The sequence below is a fragment of the Tahibacter amnicola genome, assembly GCF_025398735.1.
Lineage (GTDB): Bacteria > Pseudomonadota > Gammaproteobacteria > Xanthomonadales > Rhodanobacteraceae > Tahibacter > Tahibacter amnicola.
Genome location: NZ_CP104694.1, coordinates 5,943,470 through 5,967,621 on the forward strand (window position 1 = coordinate 5,943,470; position 24,152 = coordinate 5,967,621).

Consider the following 24,152-nt stretch of genomic DNA (forward strand, 5'->3'; position numbering starts at 1 on the left):
GCCTTTCATCCGTCGTAAGTAAATTCGAATCGAATCTTGCGCTTGAAGACTGTTTCATAGCCCGCGTAGGGAAGCGGTGATGCCGCCATCGGCGCCTGCTCCAGCGAGCGCCGGGTCAGCTCGTCGGCATTGCACGGACTCACCACGACGGCCTGGGTCACCTCGCCGCCAATGATCTGGATGATTTCCAGTGTGCAGCGGATGCCCGGCGGTGTCCCTTCGGGGCGCATCCACTTGAGCGTCACGGCGCTCTGGATCGCGGCGTAGTACTCCGCTTCCAGGCTTTCATCCTGGCCTTCCTGGCCCGAGCGCGCCTCCTCGCCCTGCATCAGCTGCTCCATGTAGCGGGCCTCGTCCTTCTTGGCCTTGGCCAGCTCACGCGCCTTCATTTCCTTTTGCTGCTTGAGCTTCTCTTCCTCCAGCTTGCGCTTCTTCTCGGCCTCGGCCTTGGCCAGCTTTTCGGTCAGCTCGAATTGCTCCTTCTTGCGCAGTTCGTCCTGCACCTTGGCGTCGGCCGCGGCTTTCTCCAGCGCGATCTTGTCGGTGATCTTTTCCTGATCCTTCCGATCTTCCTTGCGCGGCTCCGGCGTCGGCTCGTCGACCTTGGGCTTTTCTTCGACGGGCTTGGGCTCGACCGGCTTGGGTGCGGGCTTGGTGGGCTTGGGCGGCGGCGCGGAGCGCGGCGCCCCCACCAGCGTGGCCTCGATGATCGGGCCAGGAATCGCGACCTGGATCTCTTTGCGGGTCCACCACACGCTGAGCGTCAGCAACCCGAAAACGCCCGCATGCAGCAGCGTCGAGAAGACGAAGGAACGCAGATTGTCGCTGTTGGAAGTCTGCATTGCGGACGCTTAGCGCTTGGGTTCCTGCGGCGGCTGGCCCATCAGACCGACTTTCGGCACGCCGGCGCGCTGCAGCAGCGCCATGGCGTCGTACACCTTCGAGTACTGCACCTGGCCGTCGCCGGCCACGTACACCGTCAACTTCGGATTCTGCTTCGCGAAGGCTGAAAACTTGTTCAACAGACCGGCCTCGTCGATTTCTTCGCGCGGCGCATTCGGGATGGTCAGGTACAGCTTGCCCTGGGCATCGATGCTGACGACGAAGGGATCCTTCTGCACGTTGAGGGTCTTGGCCACTTCCGATTCGGGCAGCTCGATGTCCACGCCCAGGTTCAACAGCGGCGCCGTCACCATGAAAATGATGAGCAGCACCAGCATGACGTCAATGTACGGGACGACGTTGATGTCGGCCTTGAGCTTCTTGCGTTTGCGACGGTGATTGGAATGCATTCAGGACCTCCAACGCAGGGCGGACGGGCGCAGGGTTGCGCTCATTCGTCGATATGCGCCTGGCGCTGCAGGATCGAGGAGAACTCCTCGGTGAAGGTGTCGAAGCGGTTGGCAACGCGGTCGACCTTGTTCGAGTAGCGGTTGTACGCCCACGAAGCCGGGATAGCCGCCACCAGACCCATCGCCGTGGCGACCAGGGCTTCGGAAATACCCGGCGCCACCATGGCGATCGTTGCTTCCTTGACCGTCGCCAGGCCCTGGAAGGCCGACATGATGCCCCACACGGTGCCCAGCAGGCCCACGTAGGGGCTGATCGAACCAACGTTGGCGAGGAATTCGAGGTTGGCTTCCAGGCGGTCCAGTTCGCGCGCCTGGGCCACGCGCATGGCACGCTGGGCGCCTTCGAGCATGGTGCGCGGATCCAGGCCGCGCCGCTGGCGCAGACGGGCGAATTCGCGGAAACCGGACTCGAAAATGCTCTCGATCCCGCTGATCTGGTCGCCGCGGCCGGTCACTTCCCGGAACAGGGCCGCCAGGTCCGCGCCGGACCAGAAACGTTCCTCGAACTCGTTCGCGCTGCCGAGCGCACCTTTGAGCATCGTGTGCTTGCGGAAGATGATCATCCACGAGAGGAAGGAAAACAGCAGCAGCGCGATCATCACGAGCTTGACGAACCAGCTCGCGTGGATAACCAGGTTCAACAGATCGATTTCGCCGGTCATGCTCAGGGTGTCTCCACAAACAAATCGTCAGGAATGGGGCGCGGCCGGAAACGGATCGCATCGAGGCAGGCAGCGCGCACGCGCGCCTGGACCAGCAGACTGGCGTCGGCCTCTCGCAGGATCTGTTGCTGGAACACCAGGCTGGCGCCCCGGCGCTCGGTCAATGCCACGGTGACACGCAGCACATCATCGAGCCGGGCCGGCTTGAGAAAGCCGATCGTCAGGTCGCGCACCACGAAAACCACGCTATTGTCGGCGCGCAGGCGCTCCTGCTCAATCCCTCGTGCGCGCAGGAATTCGCTGCGGGCGCGCTCCAGGAAACGCAGGTAGCTGGCGTGGTAGGTGACGCCGCCGGCATCGGTGTCTTCCCAGTAAACCCTTATGGGCCAAGAAAATTCCGTCACGGACACGCTGCCACCCTCCTGGCTGGTGCTGCTTCCCGGTCGGGGAGGCTACCTGCCCGGGGCTGAACGAGAATCAACACGGATTTCCGGCGCGTCCCGGCGCCGCCGGACCAGCCCTGTTCCGCGCTCATGGGACCGGGTCGAACAGATCGCCGGGCGCATCGGGGCGACGCGGCGGCTTCAGGCCGAAATGCTGGTAGGCCTTGGACGTCACCATGCGCCCGCGCGCGGTGCGGATCAGGAAGCCCTGCTGGATCAGGTAAGGCTCGAGCACGTCTTCGATCGTGCCCCGCTCTTCCGAGAGCGCGGCAGCCAGTGACTCGGCACCGACGGGGCCGCCATCGAAACTCTCCATGATCGTGCGCAGGAGCCGCCGGTCGAGGGCATCAAAACCTTCCGGGTCCACCTTGAGCATTTCCATCGCGGCCTGGGCGGTCGCCAGCGTGATCATGCCGTCGCCCCGCACCTGGGCGTAGTCGCGCGCACGGCGCAGGAGCCGATTGGCGATACGTGGCGTACCGCGCGAACGCCGGGCGATCTCCGCCGCACCGGCGGGATCACAGGCAATGTCGAGAATTCGCGCCGAGCGGCGCACGATCGCCGTCAGCTCCTCCGGCGTATAAAATTCCAGTCGTTGCACAATACCGAAGCGGTCGCGCAGAGGGCTGGTCAGCAGACCCGCACGCGTCGTCGCACCGATCAACGTGAAGGGCGGCAGATCCAGCTTGATCGAGCGTGCGGCGGGCCCCTCGCCGATCATGATGTCGATCTGGAAGTCTTCCATCGCCGGGTAGAGCACTTCCTCGACCACCGGCGACAGGCGGTGGATTTCATCCACGAACAGCACGTCGCGCGGCTGCAGATTGGTCAGCAATGCCGCCAGGTCGCCGGCGCGCTCGATCACCGGGCCCGAGGTGGTGCGCAGGTTCACGCCCATTTCGTTGGCGATCACGTGCGAGAGCGTCGTCTTGCCAAGACCGGGCGGCCCGAAGATCAGCACGTGATCGAGCGCTTCGCCGCGCCGCGTCGCTGCCTCGATATAGATGCCCAGCTGCTCGCGTGCCGCCTGCTGGCCGAGATAGTCATGCAGGCGTTGCGGCCGGATGCTGGCTTCCAGCGCATCGTCTTCGCGACTGGCAGCTGGCGTGACTACGCGATGTTCGTTCATGGGCGGACCCGGCGGTACAGGCGAACTATTATGGCCCGGAAGTCACCTCGACGACCGGACCCATGGCACGCCGCCGGCGCGCAGCGCACGGGACAGCACTCAGATTTCGATTTGCGTACCCAGCTCGACCAGGCGGTTGCCCGGAATCTGGAAGAACGCCGTGGCTGACATGGCATTGCGTTGCAGGAACGCGAACAGCTTGTCGCGCCACAGCGGCATGCCGGGGCGGTCGGTCGCGACGATGCTTTCACGACTCAGGAAGAAGGTCGTGTCCATCATGTCGAACTCCAGCCCCGCGGAACCGCAGCGCGACAGCATGTCCGGCACGTCGGGATCTTCGGCAAAGCCGTAGCGCAGGGTCAGCTGATAGAAGCCGTTATCCATCGGCACCATCTCGATACGCTCCTCCGGTTCGGCGGTAGGCGTCTCCAGCCACTCGACGGTAAGCATGACGTTGCGCTCGTGCAGCACCTTGTTGTGCTTGAGGTTGTGCAGCAACGCATGCGGCACGGCGTCCAGCTGGGCGGTAAGGAATACCGCGGTGCCTGGCACGCGCAGCGGCGGGTGGTCGGTGATGGTCTCGACGAACGGCTTGAGGGCGAGGCCACCCTGCCTGAGCTCGCGCAGGACGAGGTCGCGGCCGCGCCGCCAGGTCGTCATGACGGTGAACACGACCACGCCCAGCACCAGCGGGAACCAGCCGCCGTGTTCGATCTTGTCGGCATTGGCACCCAGGAAGGCGAAATCCACCGCGAGGAACAGCGCGCCCAGCAGGGCCACGTTGTGCCGCTGCCAGCCCCAGATGCGCCGCGCAACGATCACCACCAGCACGGTATCGATCGCCATCGTTCCGATCACGGCGATGCCATAGGCCGCGGCCAGCTGCGTCGACGAACGGAAGCCGATCACCACCGCCAGCGTCAGCACCAGCAACAGCCGGTTGATCCAGGGCAGGTAGATCTGGCCGATCGTCTCGCGCGAGGTATGCGTGATCTCCATGCGCGGCAGGTAGCCCAGCTGGATCGCCTGGCGCGTGACCGAGAACGCGCCGGAAATCACAGCCTGCGACGCAATCACCGCCGACACCGTAGCCAGAGCGATCATCGGATACAGCAGCGGTGCCGGGACCAGCAGGTAGAACGGATTGGTGGCGGCCTCCGGATCGGCCAGCAACAGCGCGCCCTGCCCCATGTAGTTGATCGTCAGTGCCGGCAGCACGAAGGCGAACCAGGCACGGCGGATCGGCTTCTTGCCGAAATGCCCCATGTCGGCATACAGGGCCTCGGCGCCGGTCAGCGCAAGGATTACCGTACTCAGCGCGAAAAAGGCCGCTTTTCCGTTGTCCAGGAAAAACTGCACGGCGTACATCGGGTTGAGCGCCATCACGACCTGCGGCGTCTTGAAAACCTGCAGCAGGCCCAGCACCGCGATCGTCACGAACCAGAGCGCCATGATCGGCCCGAAGACGGTGCCGACCTTGGCCGTCCCTCGGCGCTGGAACGAAAACAGGATCAGCAGCACGACCACCGAGACCGGCACCACGTAGTGCCCCAGTGCAGGAGCGGCCACCTTGAGGCCTTCCACCGCACTGAGCACCGAGATGGCGGGCGTGATCACGCTGTCGCCGAAGAAAAGCGCGGCGCCGAACAAGCCCAGTACGACAATCCACCAGCGCGCCCGGGCACTCGACTGAACGCCGCGATGCGCCAGGGCCGTCAGCGCCATGATGCCGCCCTCGCCCTTGTTGTCGGCTGCCATGATGAAGGTGGCGTACTTGACCGACACGACGAGAATCTGCGCCCAGAAAATCAGCGACAGGACGCCCAGCACGTTGCCCGGCGTCACGGCGACGCCGTGCGCACCGAAGGTTTCCTTCATCGTGTAGAGCGGGCTGGTGCCGATGTCACCGTAGACCACGCCCACTGCGCCGAGGGCGACAGCAATGAGTTTCTTGGAATGGTCGTTCGAATCGCCAGTGGTCATGGTCGTCACAAGGTTGCGCGATAGTCGCGGCGAGGGAAGGAAAGATCAGCGCAAGGCAGCGCGGAGCGCCTTGCGGATGATGGCTTCGGACGTATCGCCGGGCGCCGCGGCGTCTTTTACCAGTCGGGTCACTTCGGCCGGCTTGTAGCCCAGTTGCTGCAGCGCGACCGTCGCCTCGGCCACGGGGTCGTGCGCAACCGCGCCACCGACCGGCAGACCGATCGCCACGGGGCCGCCGATGCCGTCGACCCGGTCACGCAGCTCAACCACCATGCGTTCGGCGGTTTTCTTGCCGATACCCGGGATGCGCGTGAGCGCGGCGATATCGCCGGTCTGCACCAGTCGGGCAAACTCCTCGACCGTCACGCCGCTGAGCACGGCCAGGGCGATCTTCGCACCGATGCCGCTCACCTTCTGTACCGTGCGGAACAGGCTGCGCTCGGCTTCGCGCAGGAAACCGTAGAGGTTCACGGCATCTTCCTTGACGGCGTAGTGCACGCACAGCGTCACCTCCCGGCCGGTTTCGGGAAGATCGTAAAAAGTGGACATCGGTGCCTCCAGCTCGTAGCCGACGCCGTTCACATCCACCAGCAACCAGGGCGGCTGCTTGGAAACCAGTACGCCCTTGAGTCTGCCGATCATCGCCTGCGCCTCCATGCGGTACGCGGTATGCCGATTCGATGCATGGTCGAGCGGGTGTGCGCATGAGCCAGGGCTATGGCCAGCGCGTCCGCCGCGTCGGCCTGGATCTTACCCGGCAATTGCAGCAATACACCCACCATGTGCTGGATCTGGGTCTTGTCCGCGCCGCCACCGCCCACGACCGCCTGTTTGATTTCCTTGGCGGCGTACTCGTTGACCGCCAGCCCGCGGTGAACGACCGCACAGATCGCGGCCCCGCGCGCCTGGCCGAGCTTGAGCGCCGAGTCGGCGTTCTTGGCCATGAACACCCGCTCGATCGCCACCTCCTGCGGCTGGTGCATCTGGATGATCTCACCCAGCTCATCGAAGATCTGCTTGAGGCGCAGGGCAAAATTCTCGTTCGCCGTCAGACTCAGGGTGGCATGAAAGACATGACGGGAGCGCCCTGTCGCGTCGACATCAATGATGCCCACGCCAGTTCGCTGCGAACCGGGGTCGATACCCAGAACACGCACCGGCTCGGCCAGCGGCGCCGCCGGCGCCCTGCCCCGGATACCCGGAATGACGATACTCATCGGGCCAGGCTCATCGCGGCGCACGCTCATTCATAGGCGTCGGCCGGCAGATCCGCATTGGTGCAGACATTCTGGACATCGTCGAGATCTTCCAGCCAGTCGAGCATTTTCGCGACCGCCCGCGCCGCGTCGCCAGTCACCTGGATGACGGTATCGGCGCGAAACACGATCTCGGCGTGGTCAGGGGCGAGGCCGCCGTCGAGCATGGCCTGCCTCACCGCCTCGAAGGCCTCGGGCGCGGTGATGATCTCGATCGAGGCATCGTCCGGATGGACGAGGACATCATCCGCCCCTGCATCGAGGGCCAGTTCCATCGCGCGGTCTTCCGAAACGCCAGGGGCGTAGGAAAGCACGCCGCGCTTGTGAAACAGGAAACTGACCGAGCCATCTGTCCCGAGATTGCCGCCGAACTTGGCAAAGGCATGACGCACGTCAGCGACGGTGCGATTGCGGTTGTCGGTCATGCAATCGACGATGACCGCGACGCCGCCGGGCGCGTAGCCCTCGTAGCGCACCTCGTCGTAGGCGGCACCTTCAAGTTCACCGATGGCCTTCTTGATCGCGCGTTCGATGGAGTCCTTGGTCATGTTGACGGCAAGACCCTTGTCGATCGCCATGCGCAGCCGGGGATTGCCGGACGGATCTCCGCCGCCGGCGCGGGCAGCCGTGGTGATCTCGCGGATCACCTTGGTGAAGATCTTGCCGCGCTTGGCGTCCTGAGCGCCCTTGCGGTGCTGGATGTTCGCCCACTTGGAATGTCCGGCCATAGCGCAGCAGTGGAACGCCAACCCCGAAAAGCGCGGATCGTACCAGAGTAGCTGTTACGCGCCGCAGGAATTCCCTGCTACCAGCCGGCTCGCTAGCACACCTGGAATCAATTTTCCCAGGAAACGTCCGCATTATTTCAATCCCAGTCAGGTTCGGTTATGTTTCGCGCCCTTTCCGTGCCAAACGACCACCTGGGAGCTTGAATGAAATTCCGTTTCATGGCGTCTGCCGTGTTTTCACTGTGCGTTTCGGGACCGCTGCTCGCGCAGCAACTGACCGAAGGCTTTGACGCCGAAGGCCTGCCGGAAGGCTGGCAGGCCCGCAACCAGAGCACCACAGTGGGCGACAACGCCAATTGCTGGAACCAGGCGGGTGACATCGAACTGTTCGCGTCCCAGGCGGGCAGCGGGCAGATGCTGGCCAACTTCCGCTGCGAGGCCGCCGATGGCGATATCAGCGGCTGGCTGCTGACGCCACAGCTGACCGGCCTGCAGAACGGCAACGTGCTGACGTTCTACACGACCAAGGCCGAAGGCTCGGAATACGCCGATCGCCTGGAAGTGCGGCTGTGCGTGGGCGAAGGCTGCACCGCCACGGGCAGCACCGGCAGCGGCGCGGGCGACGTGGGTCAGTTCACCACGCTGCTGCTCACGGTCAACCCCACGCTCGGCGTGGGCGCGGCAAACTATCCGGAAAGCTACACCCAGTTCTCGGCCACGCTGACGGGCCTGCCGGCCGGCACCAACACCGGCGCCATCGCATTCCGCTACTGGGTCACCAGCGGCGGCCCTACGGGCGCCAACTCCGACATCATCGGCCTGGACACAGTCAACCTGACCGACACCACGCCAGTGTCACTGCAATCGTTCTCGGTGGAATGACCGCGAGCTGCTGATGTTCCCGCCGCTCCGGCCTTGCGCCGGGGGCGTCAGGCCGGCCCGAAGTTGGCGTCGCGCAGGAAGTGCGCCGTCATGCGTGCGACGGCCGAGGAGAACAGCATGCCCGTGTGGGTCACCGGCAGCTCGCGGTGATCGGCGATACCAGCCAGGCGCGTCTCCTCCACGCTGACGGTACCGTCGTTCGGCTTGGGCAGGCCGATGACGACGCCAAGCCCGAACGGCAGCGACCCGGCGATCACGCCGACAGCCCGCTCGCCGCGCCATTCGTCCAGCCCCTCCCGCAACAGGTCGAGGCTGCGGCCGAGCAATTGCGATCCGCCCGGCCAACGGGAGACCCCCCGCGCAGCCGCACTGCCCTTGAGCGGTGATCCCAGGCAGACCACCCGCCCCGGTGGAAGCTCACCACCCTGCCGCACCGCCTGCAAAGCCATCAGGCCGCCCAGGCTGTGCCCGACCAGATGGACAGCGGCCGCGTCATGCCGGCGCATGCGATCGGCCAGGCGCGCCGCGCTGGACGTGGCGCGGCCCGTCACGCTGGCATATTCAAAAAGTTCTGTTGTATACCCCGATGCCTCCAGGCGGCGACGCAACGCGGACAAGGTAAATCCGCGCATCCATACGCCGTGGATCAGGATCACGTGCTCAGCGGCCATGACAAACTCCGCGCCGGGATGTGCGTTGGGCAAGGGCCCGCACATCCCGGTCGCCATTCATGCGACGACGGATCAGCCCTTGACCGGCTTTACCACGCGCACGTGCAGTTCCTGCAGCTGTGGCTCGGGCACCGTCGACGGCGCGGAGGTCATCAGGCACTGGGCACTGGCCGTCTTCGGGAAGGCGATGACGTCGCGGATGGATTCGGTACCTGCCATCAACGCCGAGATGCGGTCGATGCCGAACGCAATGCCACCGTGCGGCGGCGCGCCGAACTTGAGCGCATCGAGCAGGAAGCCGAATTTCTGCTCGGCCTCTTCCGCGCCGATGCCCAGGAGGTCAAACACGCGGCTCTGCATCTCCGGGCGATGGATACGGATCGAACCACCGCCGATCTCATTGCCGTTGAGCACCATGTCGTAGCCGCGCGACACCGCGTTCGCAGCGTTGGCGGTGAGGTCGGACACATCGTCGACCTTCGGCGCCGTGAAAGGGTGATGCAGCGCGACGTAGCGCTTGGCGTCGAAGTCGTATTCGAACATGGGGAAATCGACCACCCACAGCGGGCGCCAGCCTTCCTGCACCAGGCCCATGTCACGACCGACCTTCAGGCGCAGCGCGCCCAGGACATCCGCCACCACCTTGGCCGGGCCGGCGCCGAAGAACAGCACGTCGCCGGTCTGCGCGCCAACCGCCTTGAAGATGCCGTCGATCGCCTGGTCGTCGAGGTACTTCACGATCGGACCGGTGAGGCCGTCGCGCCCCTTGGCCAGGTCATCCACGCGGATCCATGCCAGGCCCTTGGCGCCGTACTTCTGCACGTAGATGCCGTAGTCGTCGAGCTGCTTGCGCGTGAGCTCCGCGCCCTTGGGCAGGCGCAGCGCCGCGACGCGGCCGCCCGGATCGTTGGCCGGGCCGGAAAACACCTTGAACTCGGCATTGCGTACCGCATCGGCAACGTCGACCAGTTCCAGGTCGATACGCAGATCAGGCTTGTCGGAACCGTAGCGGCGCATCGCCTCTTCGTAGGTCATGCGCGGGAACGGATCAGCCAGGTCGACGCCGACGACTTCCTTGAACACGTGACGGATCATGCCTTCGACGAAATCCTGCACGTCACGCTCGCCGACGAAGGCGAATTCCATATCCAGCTGGGTGAATTCCGGCTGGCGGTCGGCGCGGAGGTCTTCATCGCGGAAGCAGCGGGCGATCTGGTAGTAGCGGTCCATGCCCGCCATCATCAGCAGCTGCTTGAACAGCTGGGGGGACTGCGGCAGGGCGAAGAACTCGCCCGGATGCACGCGGCTGGGCACCAGGTAGTCACGCGCGCCTTCGGGCGTCGCCTTGGTGAGAATCGGGGTTTCGATATCCTGAAAGCCGCGCGCGTCCAGGTAATGCCGCAGCGCCGACACCAGGCGCGTGCGCATACGCAGCTTGCGCTGCATGTCCGGCCGGCGGATATCCAGATAGCGATAGCGCAGGCGCGCGTCTTCGCCGACGTTGTCGTCCAGCATGAAGGGCAGCGGCGCAGACGCGTTCAGCACCTCGATCGATTCGGCCACCACCTCGATCCGGCCCGACCGCAACTTGTCGTTGATCTGCGAGGCCGGGCGCCCACGCACCTTGCCGACGATACGCAGGCAGAATTCATAACGGACACTTTGCGCAGTCTTGAACGAATCGGCGTTGTCGCATTCGATCACGGCCTGGACCACGCCTTCGTGGTCGCGAAGGTCGATGAAGACGACGTTGCCGTGGTCCCGGACCGTGTCGGCCCAGCCACAAAGGGTAACGGTTTGTCCGGTCAGGGCCTCATCCACGAGGCCGCAGTAGTGGCTGCGCATGCGTACAACTCCGAAAGGGGCGTGAATCCGCGTTGCCGCGGCGAGAAACGCCGAATCCTACGGAGGAAATTGGTGCGCTGCAAACAAGAAGCCCGCCTATGCGGCGGGCTTCAGGGATACCGTGGCGGTATTGATCAGTCGCGCCAGCGACGTTCGATCTTGAAAATGGCGGCACAACCGCCGTCCACCCAGACACCGGCGCGGTGGTAGCCCCAGTTGCGGCCCTCTACACAACGCGTGTTGGAAATCTGCTGCTCGATATAGACCCGGCCGCCCCGACCGACGTCCACCTGGCACAGCTGGTAGCGGAAGTCGTTACTGTCACAGCGCAGGCGGATGTCCTGGTCCCAGCCGTGGCCCGGACGCCAGCCGCCGCCATGATGATCGCCGCGGTCGTCGTCGTAGTCGCGACGGCGGCGACGCCCGGCTTCCTCGAACAGGCCGGCGCAACCCTGGTCGACCCAGAGGCCGCGCTCGTTGATGCCCCAGGTTTCGCCGCGGACGCAGCGGCTGCCGGAAAGCTGCCGGACCAGTCGCGCATCGCGCCAGTCCACCTCACAACGGTTGTAACGGTAATCCCGGCTGTAGCACTCGATGGAATCCGGAGCATAGCCCTGGGCCTTGACCTGGCCCGGACTGAACGCCGATCCCACTACCAGTGCTGCCAGGGCAAGCGTACGCGCGATCATGTCACCTCTCCTTTGGCCGAACGGTCGTAGTGTACGTATCGCTATCCTTAACGAAATACGACCCCGTGGCCAATAGGCGGGTGACGCGCGTCGCAGCGGGCTCCGCCGGAATCAGTTCGTGCTCGCGCAGGCGGGTTTGTCGCACCCGGCGGGCGAGCAAGCACCCCGCCCGAATCGCCGGTGCTGGCCGGGCTCCCGCCGTCATTGCTGGCGAGGTTGCGCTTCTTGTCGCCGTCCTTCTTGAAGTCAGTTTCGTACCAGCCGCCACCAGCCAGCCGGAAGGCCGGCGCCGTCACGCGGCGCTGAACCGACGGCCGGGTGCAGCTGGGGCAGTCCGTCGGATCGGGGTCCGACAGCTTCTGGAGGCGGTCAAAGCGGTTGCCGCAGTCGGCACATTCAAATTCGTAGATAGGCATGGCAACAAAACCCTGAAGTTCATCCCGGGCCGGCCGCAGCCGACCCCGTCCGGCGCGCATTGTGAGGCCACCGCCGCGCATTTCAAGCGCGGCGGTCGGCCAGGGGCGGCCGCCGGACCGCTCAGGCCGCCGCCGCGGCCGGTCCGGAGCGCCGGAATTCCAGCTGCCCGGCCACCACATCCACCCGGATGACGTCCCCGGCGTGGAACCGTCCCTCCAGAATCTGGCGGGCCAGCGGGTTCTCCAGCTGGTGCTGGATCGCCCGCTTGAGCGGCCGGGCGCCATAGACCGGATCGAAACCGACCGTGCCCAGGAGGTCCAGCGCGGCGTCCGAGATTTCCAGCCGCAGCTGCCGTTCGGCCAGCCGCTTGGCCAGGCCGGCGGTCTGGATCCGGGCAATGGCGCGGATCTGCGCCTGCTCCAGCGGACGGAACACGACGATCTCATCCAGCCGGTTGATGAATTCGGGCCGGAACTGCGCCTGCACGACGCCCATCACCGCGGCCTTGATCTGAAGATAGCCCTCTTCCCCGCCGATGCCGGCCGCCTCCTGGATGAGCTGCGAGCCGAGGTTGGAGGTCAGCACGATCACCGTGTTGCGGAAGTCCACCGTGCGCCCCTGGCCGTCCGTCAGGCGGCCGTCGTCCAGCACCTGGAGCAGCACGTTGAACACGTCCGGGTGGGCTTTTTCCACTTCGTCGAGCAGGATGACGCTGTAGGGCCGGCGGCGTACCGCCTCGGTGAGGTAGCCGCCTTCCTCGTAGCCCACATAGCCCGGCGGCGCACCGATCAGGCGCGAAACCGCGTGTTTCTCCATGAATTCGGACATGTCGATACGCACCATTGCGTCGGTGGAATCGAACAGGAAGTCGGCCAGTGCCTTGCACAGTTCGGTCTTGCCGACACCAGTGGGCCCCAGGAACAGGAACGAGCCGGAAGGACGATTCGGGTCCGACAACCCCGCCCGGGCGCGACGGATCGCATCGCTCACCGCGCGCACCGCTTCCCCCTGACCAACCACGCGCCGATGCAGCTCGTCCTCCATGCGTAGCAGCTTGTCGCGCTCACCTTCGAGCATCTTGGACACGGGAATGCCGGTCCAGCGCGCGACGACCTGGGCGATTTCCTCCGCCGTGACGCGGTCCTGCAGCAGCTTGAAGCCGCGGGTCTCCGCCTCCTGCGCCGCCTTGAGGTGCTTTTCCAGCTCCGGCAACTGGCCGTACTGGATTTCGCTCATGCGCGCGAAATCCTGCCGGCGCTGCGCGGCCTCCAGCTCCAGACGCGCCTGTTCGATCTGCTCCTTGATACGGGTGGCGCCCTGCAATGTGGCTTTTTCCGATTTCCATACTTCTTCCAGATCGGAGTACTCGCGCTCCAGCACGGCGATCTCCGATTCCAGGTCCGCCAGGCGCTTCTTCGATTCGGAATCCTTTTCCTTCTTGAGCGCCTCGCGCTGGATCTTCAGCTGGATCAGGCGCCGTTCGCGCCGATCCATCTCCTCGGGCTTGGAATCAATTTCCATGCGGATGCGCGACGCGGCCTCGTCCATCAGGTCGATGGCCTTGTCGGGAAGCTGGCGGTCGGCGATATAGCGGTGCGACAGCGTCGCGGCGGCAACGACCGCCGGATCGGTGATTTCCACACCGTGATGCACGGCGTAGCGCTCCTTCAGGCCACGCAGGATGGCGATGGTGTCTTCCACCGAGGGCTCGCCGACCAGTACTTTCTGGAAGCGGCGTTCCAGCGCCGCATCCTTCTCGACGTATTTGCGGTATTCATCCAGCGTGGTCGCGCCGATGCAGTGCAGCTCGCCGCGCGCCAGCGCCGGCTTGAGCATGTTGCCCGCATCCATGGCACCTTCGGCCTTGCCGGCACCGACCATCGTGTGCAATTCGTCGATGAAGAGGATGACGCGGCCTTCCTGCTTGGAAAGATCCTTGAGCACGGCCTTGAGCCGTTCCTCGAATTCACCGCGGAACTTCGCGCCGGCGATCAGGGCGCCCATGTCCAGAGCAAGGACGCGACGGTCGCGCAGCCCTTCCGGCACTTCGTTGTTGATGATGCGCTGGGCGAGCCCTTCGACGATGGCGGTCTTGCCCACGCCCGGCTCGCCGATCAGCACGGGATTGTTCTTGGTCCGGCGCTGCAGTACCTGGATCGTGCGGCGGATTTCCTCGTCGCGGCCGATGACCGGATCGAGCTTGCCGGCCTCGGCGCGCGCCGTGAGGTCGACGCAGTACTTCTCCAGGGCCTGCCGCTGTTCCTCCGCACCCTCGGACTGCACGCGCTCGCCGCCGCGCATCGCGTCGATTGCGGCCTCCAGCGCCGCCTTGCTCGCGCCGGCCGCCTTCAGCGCCGCGCCGAGGCTGCCCTTGTCTTCCAGCGCCGCGAGGACGAACAGCTCGCTGGCGATGAACTGGTCGCCGCGCTGCTGGGCCAGTTTGTCGGTCAGGTTGAGAATGCGGTTGAGCTCGGAGGAAATGTTGACGTGACCTTCCTGGCCCTTCACCTGCGGCAGGGCCTGCAGGGCCTCGGCAATGCGCGTGCGGAAGGCGGGCACGTTCACCTTCGCCTGGGCCAGGAGGGGTGCGGTCGAGCCGCCCTGCTGATCGAGCAGCGCGACCATCACGTGGACCGGTTCGAGAATATTGTTGTCGCGGCCGACAGCCAGGCTCTGCGCGTCCGCCAAAGCCTGCTGGAAACGCGATGTGAGCTTGTCCATGCGCATGAGTTCACCTTCAAACAGGGAAAGGTCCGAACGGACCGGAGTTGCCGCCGATGTGCGGTCCGCCGCGTCCGTTTCAACCGGCACATTCAACGGCATGCGTTGACGCACGCCGATGTCCGCAGCCATCTGCCCTCATACTGCGTCCCCGGTCCGAGTGGAAACTTGATCTGTGGCAAATCCGACGCAACCGGCGTTCCGCGTCATGATCCTGGGCGGCTACGGGCTGTTCGGCAGCCATATCGCCGGCCGGCTGGCCCGTCATCCGGACTGGGAGCTGGTCATCGTCGGACGCGATGCCGCCAGGGCCGAGGCCCTTTGCCAGCTGCTCAGGGAACGCACGCCATCGTGCGCATTGCTGACGGCCGCGCGCTGCGATATCCAGTCGGATACGTTTCCACTTCTGCTTCAGCAACATCGTCCGCACGTCGTGATCCATACGGGCGGCCCGTTCCAGGGACAGGATCACACGGTCGCTGAAACCGTCATCACGGCCGGTGCGCACTACATCGACCTGGCCGACGCGCGCGACTACGTCGCCCATTTCGATGCGCTCGACGCCTTGGCGCGTGACCAGGGCAAGCTGGCCGTCACCGGCGCCAGCAGCGTTCCAGCGCTCAGTGGCGTCGTCGTCGATGCGGCCGCATGCCGCCTTGCCCGCATTGATGAGGTCCATATCGGCATCAGCCCGGGCAACCAGACCCCCCGCGGGTTGGCCACGGTGGCGGCGATCCTCAGTTACGTCGGCCGGCCGCTGCCCTGGCTGCGGCAAGGACGTCGGCATGTCGTACGCGGCTGGCAGTCGCAGCAGCGCTGGCGCTATCCGGCACCCGTCGGCCCGCGCTGGATGGGCGCCTGCGACGTGCCAGACCTTGCCTTATTTCCCCTGCGCTACCCCACGCTCAGGGTCTTGAGTTTCCGCGCCGGACTCGAGCTGCGGCGGCTCCATTTCGGTCTGTGGGCGCTGTCCTGGCTGGTTCGCTCCGGCCTGGTTCGTCATCTGGAACGGCACGCGCTGGCTCTCAAACGCGCGAGCGAGTGGTTTCTGGGCGCTGGCAGCGCGGACGGCGCCATGCATGTGGAAGTGGTCGGCCAGGACGCGCACGGTGCCCGGGCACGGCTTTGCTGGCAAATCGTCGCCTGCGCCGGCGATGGTCCCCAGATCCCGGCAACGCCGGCCGTGGTCATCACCGAGAAGCTGGCGCGCGGCGCCGCCCTGCCGGTCGGCGCGCGCGCCTGCCTGGACCTGTTCGATCTGGCCGAATGCGAAGCATCCCTGGCGGGATTCGCCGTGACATCGACCTGGTCGCAATCCGATCCGGCCAGCTCAGACTGAAGGCACCGTGAGCCAGCCCTGGTAGTGCACCAGCTCGCCGGCCAGCGGCAGTGCTGCCGCGACTTCGAACCGATAGCGGCCGTCCTGCTCACATTCGCGCGCCCATACACCGCGAAACCACGCCGCCGGAAGCGGCACGCCCAGGGCGCGCACACCGACCACCGTCCAGGTGATGCTTCCCGCGTCCACGGCCAGATGAAACCGGAAATGCACCAATCCCAGGCGCTCGCCCAGCAGTCCGCCGGCATTGCGCAAACGTGACTGCATCCGGTGCGGGCCAAACCAGCGCGTCCACGTCTCGCGCCCGGCCGAAGCGTCGATCTCCACCTCCAGCGGCGCGTCGGCCAGTGCCGGTGGCAGCCCCGTGGCCCAGGCGCACAGGCGGGACAGCAGGCTGCGCCCCCGTCGAATCGTGGCCTGACCGCGGTACCGCTGCGGGCCGGTGCGGGTATGGAGGGTGCGCACGGTGCCGGGCAATGATTCGAATGCCGGACCGATCAAACGGGGAAACAGGAGCGGCGCGTCGCCCGGTGCCGCAGAAGATGCCGTCGCCGATGCGGCCGGATCGATCCAGATCAGCGTGGCGAACCGCCCCGTCGGACGCCCCCGCCGGTGCGAATAGAAACGGTCATCGGTGAAGGTATCCAGACCGCCGCCCGCAATGGCTTCGACGCCCCGTCGCACGAGGCGCCGCCGGGCAAGCTGGTAGAGATCGCAGAGCCAGTGGCCGGGCCGGGTGGGCTCGAACGCGGCACCGGCACCGGCGTCCTCGGCCAGAAACGCCTGGCGCACCTCGTCGCCCACTTCGTAGCTGGCGGCGGCAATGGCCGGCCCCAGCCATACTCGAAGGCGCGACGGCGGCACGGAGAACCGCGCGACGGTCGCCTCGATGACGCCGGCCGCCAATCCCCGCCACCCCGCGTGCACCGCGGCCACTTCGCGGCCGTCGTCACTGGCAATCAGGAGCGGCAGGCAATCGGCCGTCTGGATCGCGCAGACGACGCCGGGCTGGCGCGTAAACACGGCATCGGCCACGGGATCTTCGGTATGCGGCCGGCCCGCGACGCCGGGCTCCTCGGCCACGAACACGTCGACCCCATGAACCTGGCGCAGCCAGACCGGATGCGAGGCCAATCCGAGCCAGGGCAGCAGGCGGTCGCGATTGGCTGCGACGTCCTCGGGATTGTCACCGCAGCGCGTACCCAGGTTGAAATGCTCGTGGGGCGCCCGCGAAACCCCCGGCAACAGGCGCGTGGTGACCGCCGCGCGGACACCGGGCGGCGCGCCCCAGACGGGAACCAGGAAGCCATCAGGTGGTGTCATCGACGAGATCGCGCCGAATCGGCCGGTGCGTTGGCGCGGGTGTCCTCGCGCAGCGCGGCGATCAGGCGGGCCATGTCCTCCGGCCGCTCGGCCTCGACGGCCACCGGCTTGCCGGACTTCGGATGGGCAAACTCCAGCCGTTCGGCATGCAGGGCCTGGCGCTTGAAGCCGCGCAGGGCCTCGGCCAGTTCCGGCGTCGCGGCCTTGGGCAGCTTCACGCCACCGCCATAGAGCGTGTCACCCACCAGCGGATGCCGGATATGGGACATGTGCACGCGGATCTGGTGGGTACGCCCGGTTTCCAGGTTGCACTGCACCAGGGTGTGCGCGCGAAAGCGTTCGCGGACCCGGTAGTGGGTTACCGCCGGGCGCCCCGCGGGTTCCTCGACGATGGCCTGCTTTACGCGGTCCTTCGGATGGCGCCCGATCGGCGCATCGACGCTGCCACCGGCAATCATGGGCCCCATGACCAGGGCCTCGTACTGTCGGTGCATGGCCCGCTCCGACAGCTGCTCCACGAGCGAGGTATGGGCGCGCAGGGTGCGGGCAATCACCATCAGTCCCGAGGTGTCCTTGTCCAGGCGGTGCACGATGCCGGCGCGGGGGATCTCGACGAGGGCCGGATCGAAGTGCAGCAGCGCGTTCTGCAGCGTTCCAGCGGGGTTGCCGGCGCCGGGATGCACCACCAGCCCCACCGGTTTGTTGATGACCAGTACGTCCTTGTCCTGGAAGCGGATGTCCAGTTCGATCGCCTCGGGTGCCATCGGCACCTCCTGCGAGGCGACCGCCGTGAGGGTGATGTGCTCGCCCCCTTTGACCAGGTGTCGCGGCGCGACCACCTCGCCGTCGAGCAGGGCGTCGCCGGACTTGATCCAGGCGGACAGGCGGGAGCGGGAATAGTCGGGAAACAGCTCGGCCAGTACCTGGTCGAAGCGGCGGCCGGCCAGGTTCAGCGGGATATTCTGGGTCAATGCGGGGTTCTGGTCATTCATGCGGGATTAGGGCTCGCCGGGGCGGGGCGCAATACTTTCGGCTATGATCGCGGCCCGCATTTTCGCAGAGCGTGGCCGTACCATGCGAGTTTCCGCCCTGATCCGCTTGATTTTCCTGGCCCTGGTGCTGGCCACCGCTGCCTGCTCCCGCACGAAGAAGGGCGATCCTGTCGAAACGCTGCCGGTGGACGAGGTCTACGCGCTGGCCAAGAAATCCCTCCAGAACAACAACCTCGACCGCGCCATCAAGACCTATGAGCGCCTGATCGCGCGCTTCCCGTTCGGTGCGTACACCGAGCAGTCCCAACTGGAACTGGCCTACGCCCAGTACAAGGACCACAAGGAAGAAGAGGCCTATTCCTCGGTCAACCGCTTCATCAAGACCTACCCGACCCACAAGCACATCGATTACGCCTATTACCTGCGCGGGCTGATCAATTTCGACCGTTCCGCCGGGCTGCTCGAGCGCTACGTCACCCGCGACCAGGCGCGGCGCGACCAGGGTTTCTCGCTGCAATCGTTCGAAGATTTCGGCGAATTGATCAAGCGCTATCCGGATAGCCGCTACGTGCCCGATTCCCGCCAGCGCATGATCTACCTGCGCAACAACATGGCCCGGGCCGAGATCGGCATCGCCCTGTTCTACCTGCGCCACCGCGCCTATGTGGCGGCTGCCAATCGCGCCGAGAAGATCGTCGAGGTGTACCAGCGCACTCCGCAGGCCGGCGACGCCCTCGCGGTGATGGCCGAAGCCTATGGCAAGCTGGGCCAGGACAAGCTCAGCGCCGACGCCCGTCGCGTGCTGGAACTGAACTACCCGGAACACCCCTACCTCAAGGGCGACTTCCCGCCCAAGCGCCACAAGTGGAAGCGCCTGATTCCGTTCACCGATCGCGGCTGATCGCGGACGGGCCCGAAACCTGCAGCAGCAACGAAAAACCGGTCGCACAACGACCGGTTTTTTTTGCCCGGTGCCAGCCAGAGCCCGCCGACGCGGGCGTGTTCACCGTCGTCCTCGTCTGCTGGCGGGTGGGGGGGACACCACGCCAATACGTTGGAACGGTCACCGGCCTGCGCGCGCCGGGTGCCGCGTCAGCGGCGTCGCCGTGCGGGCTGGCCGATGATCCCGCCTTTCCACCTGACAGGACGTTTCCATGAAATGCATTGCCCCTGTTCTGCTGGCCGCCCTGATGGGCGTCATGACCACCGGTCTCGCTCAGGCCCAGTCGTGCGCCTCGCCGCTGACGGTGCCCGCCATCGGCCCCCAACAGCACATCGCCACTGGCAATACGTGCACCGAATCCAATCAGCTGGGCACCCTGTGCGGCTCGTTCAATTCGCCCGAGAACGACGTGGTCTACCGTGCAACGATCGAAAATGTCCCGACCTCGGCGATTACCCTGACGACCACCACGCCTACCTGGGATCCGGCGATTCTCTACATGACGGGAAGCTGCGGTGGTGGCGTCACGTGCACGGACGTTGCCGCCAGCAACGGCGCAGGCGCCAATGAAACCATGGCGGCCCCCACCGCTGCCGGCACCTATTACGTCGTGATCACCAGCAGTCCCGGCACCGGCGGTTGCGGCCAGTACACCATCGACTTCGGCCGCGTGCCTGTCACACTGCAGGCGTTCTCGGTGGAATAGTCGTCGTGCGGTTCCGCACTCGCGCCGAGGGAGCCATCACGCGGTGACCGAACAGTGCCGGCGCAGGCCGGCACGGTTCAGGACGGGGGATACTGGCACCCGGAAACGTCGTTGCCCGATACACCGTTGTCCCTGCCGGAAGTGGTAACCCGTGCGTTCTGTCATTCCGTTCCTCGCATACCGGCAGCGGCTGGCCACCGTGCTCCTGTGTGGCATCGCTGTCGCGCCGGCCCTGGCGCGGGCATCCGACGCCGGAATGCACGCCGGGCACCTGCGCACCGACTACGAAGCCGGACGCGGCACCGCTGTGCTGCCCCTGTCACTGCCCTATGACCAGGCCGGCATCGAGGGCTGCCTGTTTGACGCGGCCAGCAGCTTCGCCGCCTGCCCCGGCCGGCGCGGCGACGCCTGGAGCGGTGCGCTGCAGACACGCGCGGCCTGTGGCGGCGACGCGACGCCCAGCGCGCTTTCCTGGCGGGGATGCCGCGAATTCGCCGACAGCCCTGCACTCGCCTCGCCGGGTGCGGGCGCAACCTACTGGGTGATCCACGCCAATGACGATCCGTCCTTCGACCAGTGCAACGAAGGCCCGCCGGGCCTTTCCCACCGGGTGTACTCGCTGGCCGACCCGACGTCCAGCGCGGTGTTTCGCGCAGGCACGGAACCGCTTTTTGGCACGACGGGACGGGTAGCCAAGATCAGCGTCGACCTGGGCGCGCGCCAGATCGCCTGTGCCGCCATCGGCGGCAACCGGTTCAGCGTACCCTTCCTGTCACTGGGCTCCCAGGCCGGCCGCGGTGACGCAATGCCCATGGGAACCCTCCGCGCCGGCCAGTCCGGCCGTGCCACCGTGCACTTCGATGCGGCAATTACCCACTATGCACCCCCGGGTGCCGTCCCGGCAGCAGCGATATCTGCACGGCGGCGACGCCGGGCTTACACGCCGGTGTGTTTGCACTCGCGTCCTGGAACGGCATGCCGCACATGCTTTTCATCGACCTGTTCGGCGTGGGCTCACTGGATGCCGGGCAGCGCGCGCCCGGCGCGGCGCGCTGGAACTGGCCGGTTGCCGACAGCATGTTCTATCCAGGCGCCGAGCTGGCACTGATGTCCGCCGGACTTGCCCTGGTGCAGGCCTGTGGCATCACGCTGGCGGCACTGACACCCTCTCAGCCGCCGCGGCACTACGCCATCCCACTGGACCGCTATTTCACCTGTGCGATCAGCCTGGGGCTTTTCAGCAGCCCTTTGCCTGCCCAGGACATCCAGATCCAGGGCGTCCACTGGTTCGTCGAGGGCGTGGGCACCAGCGGACGGGCCATGCTGACGATTTCACAACCGGAAGTGTCCCTTTTTTCAAGCAGCATGGAGTGACATGCCGTTGCGTGCCCCTGCGATCTGTCAGCGCCAGCCGGAAGTGATCGGATAGCGACGCTCGCGACCGAATGCGCGACGCGACACCTTCGGTCCCGGTGCGGACTGCTGGCGCTTCCATTCGGCGATACGCACCAGGCGCAGCACGCGATCCACCGTGGCGGCGTCGAATCCGGCATTCACGATCTCGTCGCGGGACTGCTCCTGGTCGACGTGGCGCAACAGGATCGCATCGAGCACGTCGTAGGGCGGCAGGGAATCCTGGTCGGTCTGGTTTTCGCGCAGTTCCGCCGAGGGCGGACGCGTGATGACGGCCGGCGGTATCACCGGCGAACCAGCCATCGCGTTGCGCCAGCGCGCCAGTGCAAACACTTCTGTTTTATACAAATCCTTGATCGGCGCGTAGCCACCGCACATGTCGCCGTAAATCGTCGCGTAGCCGACGGCATACTCACTCTTGTTGCCCGTGGTGAGCAGCAGACCGCCGAATTTGTTGCTGAGCGCCATCAGGATCACGCCGCGGCAGCGCGACTGGAGGTTCTCCTCGGTCGTGTCGACAGCCGCACCTGCGAACTGCGGGGCAAGCGCATCGAGAAAACCCAGGAACGGGGCCTCGATCGGCACGCCGATGATCTTTACGCCAAGCGCACGCGCCTGCTCGTCGGCCAGATCGTTGCTCAGGTCCGAGGTATAGCGCGAAGGCAGGCGCACGCCGGTGACCTTGTCGGCACCGAGTGCGTCCACGGCAATGCACAGCACCAGCGCCGAATCGATGCCCCCCGAAAGTCCGATCCACACACGCTCAAAGCCGTTTTTCAGGCAATAGTCGCGAGTGCCGCGCACGATGGCGCGCCACGCCAGCGCGTCGCGGCTCTCGTCGGTTTCGCACGGCCAGTCCCGTGGCGTGAAGCGCCGTGTCGCGACATCGTAATCGGCCACCAGCCAGTGATCTTCAAAGGCCGCGGCGGCCGGATGGACATGACCATCCGCATCGGCCAGCACGGAGGCACCGTCGAAGACGAGCGCATCCTGGCCGCCAACCACGTTGAGATAGGCCAGCGCCACGTTCGATTCGGCCACGCGCGCGGCCAGCAGAGCGTCGCGCTGGGCGTGCTTGTCGCGCTCGAAAGGCGAGGCATTGGGCACCAGCACCACCTGCGCTCCGGCACGCACGCAATCGGCCAGGGGCTCGGCAAACCAGAGGTCTTCGCAGATCACCACGCCCACCTGCACGCCGCTCACCTCGAATACGCAGGGTTCGCCGTCGGGGTCCACTTCGAAATAGCGCCGTTCGTCAAACACTGCGTAGTTCGGCAGCTCGCGCTTGCGGTAGGTGCGTTCGACCACCCCTTCACGCAGCACGCTGACGGCGTTGTAGACCACGGAGCCAGCCGCCTCGGGCCAGCCCACCACGGCAACGATGCCCTGCACCGTCGCCGCAACGCGCTGCAGCGCCGCGGTGCATTCGGCCAGGAAGCCGGGACGGTACAGCAGGTCTTCCGGCGGATAGCCGCTCAGCGCCAGCTCGGGGAACAGCACCACCTCGGCGCCGTGGCTGTCGCGCGCCTGGGCGATCAGCTCGATGATGCGTTGCTCGTTGCGATGAACCGCGCCGACAGGGAAATCAAACTGCGCCAGGGCAATGCGGAGAGCGGGCATGACCGGCCTTTTCCAGGATCAGGCCGGAAATGATAGGCGCTGCGCCCCCGCGGTTGAAGTGCAGGCCATGGAATGCGGTGCCTGGCAACCCGGACAGAAAAAAGGCCGCGGATTGCGCCGCGGCCTCGGATGCATCTGGCCAGTCCAGCCGGCCGATGCGCAATTACGACATGCGCGCGACCAGGGTCTTGCCCAGGTCAGCCGGCGATTTCACCGTGGTGACGCCCGCCTTTTCCAGCGCCGCAAACTTCGCGGCCGCCGTGCCCTTGCCACCGGAGATGATCGCACCGGCATGACCCATGCGCTTGCCCGCCGGGGCCGAGGCGCCGGCGATGAACGCGACGACCGGCTTGGTGACGTACTCGGCGATGAATTCCGCGGCTTCCTCTTCGGCGCTGCCGCCGATCTCGCCGACCATGATGATGCCCTCGGTCTGCGGATCGTCCTGGAACAGGCGCAGGCAGTCGATGAAGTTCAGGCCGTTGATCGGATCGCCGCCGATGCCGATGCAGGTGGACTGGCCCAGGCCCGCGTTGGTCGTCTGGAACACGGCTTCATAGGTCAAGGTGCCCGAACGGGACACGATGCCGACCTTGCCCGGCTTGTGGATGTGGCCCGGCATGATGCCGATCTTGCACTCGCCCGGCGTGATCACGCCCGGGCAGTTCGGCCCGATCAGCACCGTATCCGGATAGGCCTTGAGCGCGTTCTTCACGCGCAGCATGTCCAGCACCGGAATACCCTCGGTGATCGCCACGATGACCTTGATGCCGGCATCGGCGGCTTCCAGGATGGCATCGGCCGCGAACGGCGGCGGCACGAAGATCATCGACGCATCGGCGCCGGTTTCGTCGACCGCGTCCTGCACGGTATTGAAGACTGGCAGCCCGATGTGCTGCGTGCCGCCCTTGCCGGGAGTCACGCCGCCGACCAGACGCGTGCCGTAGTCGACGGCCTGTTCGGAGTGGAAGGTGCCCTGCTGGCCGGTGAAGCCCTGGCAGATGACCTTGGTGTTCTTGTTGATCAAAACGCTCATGG

General features: G+C 66.0%; 24 protein-coding genes. 6 read left to right on the forward strand and 18 right to left on the reverse strand.

Features of this window, described 5'->3' with window-relative positions; genetic code table 11:
* Positions 1–5 precede the first annotated feature (5 nt).
* From N4264_RS23465 to N4264_RS23505, 9 genes are all read right to left on the reverse strand, one after another.
* Entirely contained in the window at positions 6–842 is an 837-nt protein-coding gene (locus N4264_RS23465) for a cell envelope integrity TolA family protein (RefSeq protein WP_261694638.1), read from the reverse strand.
* Positions 843–851: 9 nt separating this feature from the next.
* Positions 852–1,292 (reverse strand): protein TolR, encoded by a 441-nt coding sequence (gene tolR / locus N4264_RS23470; RefSeq protein ID WP_261694639.1) that lies wholly within the window; start codon positions 1,290–1,292, stop codon positions 852–854.
* Between the two features lie 41 nt (positions 1,293–1,333).
* Positions 1,334–2,014 (reverse strand): protein TolQ, encoded by a 681-nt coding sequence (gene tolQ, locus N4264_RS23475; protein WP_261694640.1) that lies wholly within the window; start codon positions 2,012–2,014, stop codon positions 1,334–1,336.
* Positions 2,015–2,016: 2 nt separating this feature from the next.
* Positions 2,017–2,424 (reverse strand): tol-pal system-associated acyl-CoA thioesterase, encoded by a 408-nt coding sequence (gene ybgC, locus N4264_RS23480; RefSeq protein WP_261694641.1) that lies wholly within the window; start codon positions 2,422–2,424, stop codon positions 2,017–2,019.
* Positions 2,425–2,545: 121 nt separating this feature from the next.
* Positions 2,546–3,586: a Holliday junction branch migration DNA helicase RuvB gene (ruvB, locus tag N4264_RS23485; RefSeq protein WP_261694642.1), complete on the reverse strand. Its 1,041-nt coding sequence runs from the start codon at positions 3,584–3,586 to the stop codon at positions 2,546–2,548.
* 99 nt (positions 3,587–3,685) lie between these two features.
* On the reverse strand, positions 3,686–5,569 hold the full coding sequence (locus N4264_RS23490; RefSeq protein WP_261694643.1) for a potassium transporter Kup: 1,884 nt from the start codon (positions 5,567–5,569) through the stop codon (positions 3,686–3,688).
* Positions 5,570–5,614: 45 nt separating this feature from the next.
* Positions 5,615–6,211, reverse strand: a complete 597-nt coding sequence (ruvA, locus tag N4264_RS23495; RefSeq protein WP_261694644.1) for a Holliday junction branch migration protein RuvA — start codon at positions 6,209–6,211, stop codon at positions 5,615–5,617.
* Positions 6,208–6,786, reverse strand: coding sequence for a crossover junction endodeoxyribonuclease RuvC (ruvC, locus tag N4264_RS23500; RefSeq protein WP_261694645.1), 579 nt, complete (start codon positions 6,784–6,786; stop codon positions 6,208–6,210). The genes ruvA and ruvC overlap by 4 nt, the downstream gene beginning before the upstream one ends.
* Positions 6,787–6,812: 26 nt before the next feature.
* The gene (locus N4264_RS23505; protein ID WP_261694646.1) at positions 6,813–7,553 is read right to left on the reverse strand and encodes a YebC/PmpR family DNA-binding transcriptional regulator; all 741 of its coding nucleotides are present in this window, start codon (positions 7,551–7,553) and stop codon (positions 6,813–6,815) included.
* A 204-nt stretch (positions 7,554–7,757) separates the two neighbouring features.
* On the opposite strand from N4264_RS23505, the gene N4264_RS23510 reads away from it, so the two are divergent.
* Positions 7,758–8,435: a choice-of-anchor J domain-containing protein gene (locus N4264_RS23510; protein WP_261694647.1), complete on the forward strand. Its 678-nt coding sequence runs from the start codon at positions 7,758–7,760 to the stop codon at positions 8,433–8,435.
* A 47-nt stretch (positions 8,436–8,482) separates the two neighbouring features.
* On the opposite strand, the gene N4264_RS23515 is transcribed toward N4264_RS23510, so the two are convergent.
* From N4264_RS23515 to clpB, 5 genes are all read right to left on the reverse strand, one after another.
* Complete coding sequence (locus N4264_RS23515; protein WP_261694648.1) at positions 8,483–9,106, reverse strand: esterase/lipase family protein; 624 nt, start codon at positions 9,104–9,106, stop codon at positions 8,483–8,485.
* A 72-nt stretch (positions 9,107–9,178) separates the two neighbouring features.
* Positions 9,179–10,951, reverse strand: a complete 1,773-nt coding sequence (aspS, locus tag N4264_RS23520; RefSeq protein ID WP_261694649.1) for an aspartate--tRNA ligase — start codon at positions 10,949–10,951, stop codon at positions 9,179–9,181.
* A 134-nt stretch (positions 10,952–11,085) separates the two neighbouring features.
* Entirely contained in the window at positions 11,086–11,640 is a 555-nt protein-coding gene (locus tag N4264_RS23525; protein WP_261694650.1) for a DUF3011 domain-containing protein, read from the reverse strand.
* A gap of 47 nt (positions 11,641–11,687) precedes the next feature.
* Complete coding sequence (locus tag N4264_RS23530; RefSeq protein ID WP_261694651.1) at positions 11,688–12,056, reverse strand: FmdB family zinc ribbon protein; 369 nt, start codon at positions 12,054–12,056, stop codon at positions 11,688–11,690.
* A 121-nt stretch (positions 12,057–12,177) separates the two neighbouring features.
* Positions 12,178–14,784, reverse strand: a complete 2,607-nt coding sequence (clpB, locus tag N4264_RS23535) for an ATP-dependent chaperone ClpB (RefSeq protein WP_261697688.1) — start codon at positions 14,782–14,784, stop codon at positions 12,178–12,180.
* Between the two features lie 169 nt (positions 14,785–14,953).
* Here clpB and N4264_RS23540 point away from each other — a divergent pair, with 169 nt between their 5' ends.
* Positions 14,954–16,117, forward strand: coding sequence for a saccharopine dehydrogenase family protein (locus N4264_RS23540; RefSeq protein ID WP_261694652.1), 1,164 nt, complete (start codon positions 14,954–14,956; stop codon positions 16,115–16,117).
* Here the strand turns inward: N4264_RS23540 and pgeF are convergent.
* The gene (gene pgeF / locus N4264_RS25725; protein WP_343231976.1) at positions 16,109–17,440 is read right to left on the reverse strand and encodes a peptidoglycan editing factor PgeF; all 1,332 of its coding nucleotides are present in this window, start codon (positions 17,438–17,440) and stop codon (positions 16,109–16,111) included. The two genes, N4264_RS23540 and pgeF, sit on opposite strands and share 9 nt — an antisense overlap.
* Positions 17,437–18,432: a 23S rRNA pseudouridine(1911/1915/1917) synthase RluD gene (gene rluD, locus N4264_RS23555; protein WP_261694653.1), complete on the reverse strand. Its 996-nt coding sequence runs from the start codon at positions 18,430–18,432 to the stop codon at positions 17,437–17,439. The genes pgeF and rluD overlap by 4 nt, the downstream gene beginning before the upstream one ends.
* A gap of 82 nt (positions 18,433–18,514) precedes the next feature.
* Here rluD and N4264_RS23560 point away from each other — a divergent pair, with 82 nt between their 5' ends.
* From N4264_RS23560 to N4264_RS23575, 4 genes are all read left to right on the forward strand, one after another.
* Positions 18,515–19,333, forward strand: coding sequence for an outer membrane protein assembly factor BamD (locus N4264_RS23560; RefSeq protein WP_261694654.1), 819 nt, complete (start codon positions 18,515–18,517; stop codon positions 19,331–19,333).
* A 253-nt stretch (positions 19,334–19,586) separates the two neighbouring features.
* Positions 19,587–20,081, forward strand: coding sequence for a hypothetical protein (locus tag N4264_RS23565; RefSeq protein ID WP_261694655.1), 495 nt, complete (start codon positions 19,587–19,589; stop codon positions 20,079–20,081).
* Between the two features lie 151 nt (positions 20,082–20,232).
* Complete coding sequence (locus N4264_RS23570) at positions 20,233–21,189, forward strand: hypothetical protein (RefSeq protein WP_261694656.1); 957 nt, start codon at positions 20,233–20,235, stop codon at positions 21,187–21,189.
* Positions 21,159–21,455 (forward strand): hypothetical protein, encoded by a 297-nt coding sequence (locus tag N4264_RS23575; protein WP_261694657.1) that lies wholly within the window; start codon positions 21,159–21,161, stop codon positions 21,453–21,455. The genes N4264_RS23570 and N4264_RS23575 overlap by 31 nt, the downstream gene beginning before the upstream one ends.
* A gap of 27 nt (positions 21,456–21,482) precedes the next feature.
* On the opposite strand, the gene N4264_RS23580 is transcribed toward N4264_RS23575, so the two are convergent.
* Together N4264_RS23580 and sucD are read right to left on the reverse strand one after the other, a co-directional pair.
* The gene (locus N4264_RS23580) at positions 21,483–23,114 is read right to left on the reverse strand and encodes an NAD+ synthase (protein WP_261694658.1); all 1,632 of its coding nucleotides are present in this window, start codon (positions 23,112–23,114) and stop codon (positions 21,483–21,485) included.
* Between the two features lie 163 nt (positions 23,115–23,277).
* Positions 23,278–24,150, reverse strand: coding sequence for a succinate--CoA ligase subunit alpha (sucD, locus tag N4264_RS23585; RefSeq protein WP_261694659.1), 873 nt, complete (start codon positions 24,148–24,150; stop codon positions 23,278–23,280).
* Positions 24,151–24,152 lie beyond the last annotated feature (2 nt).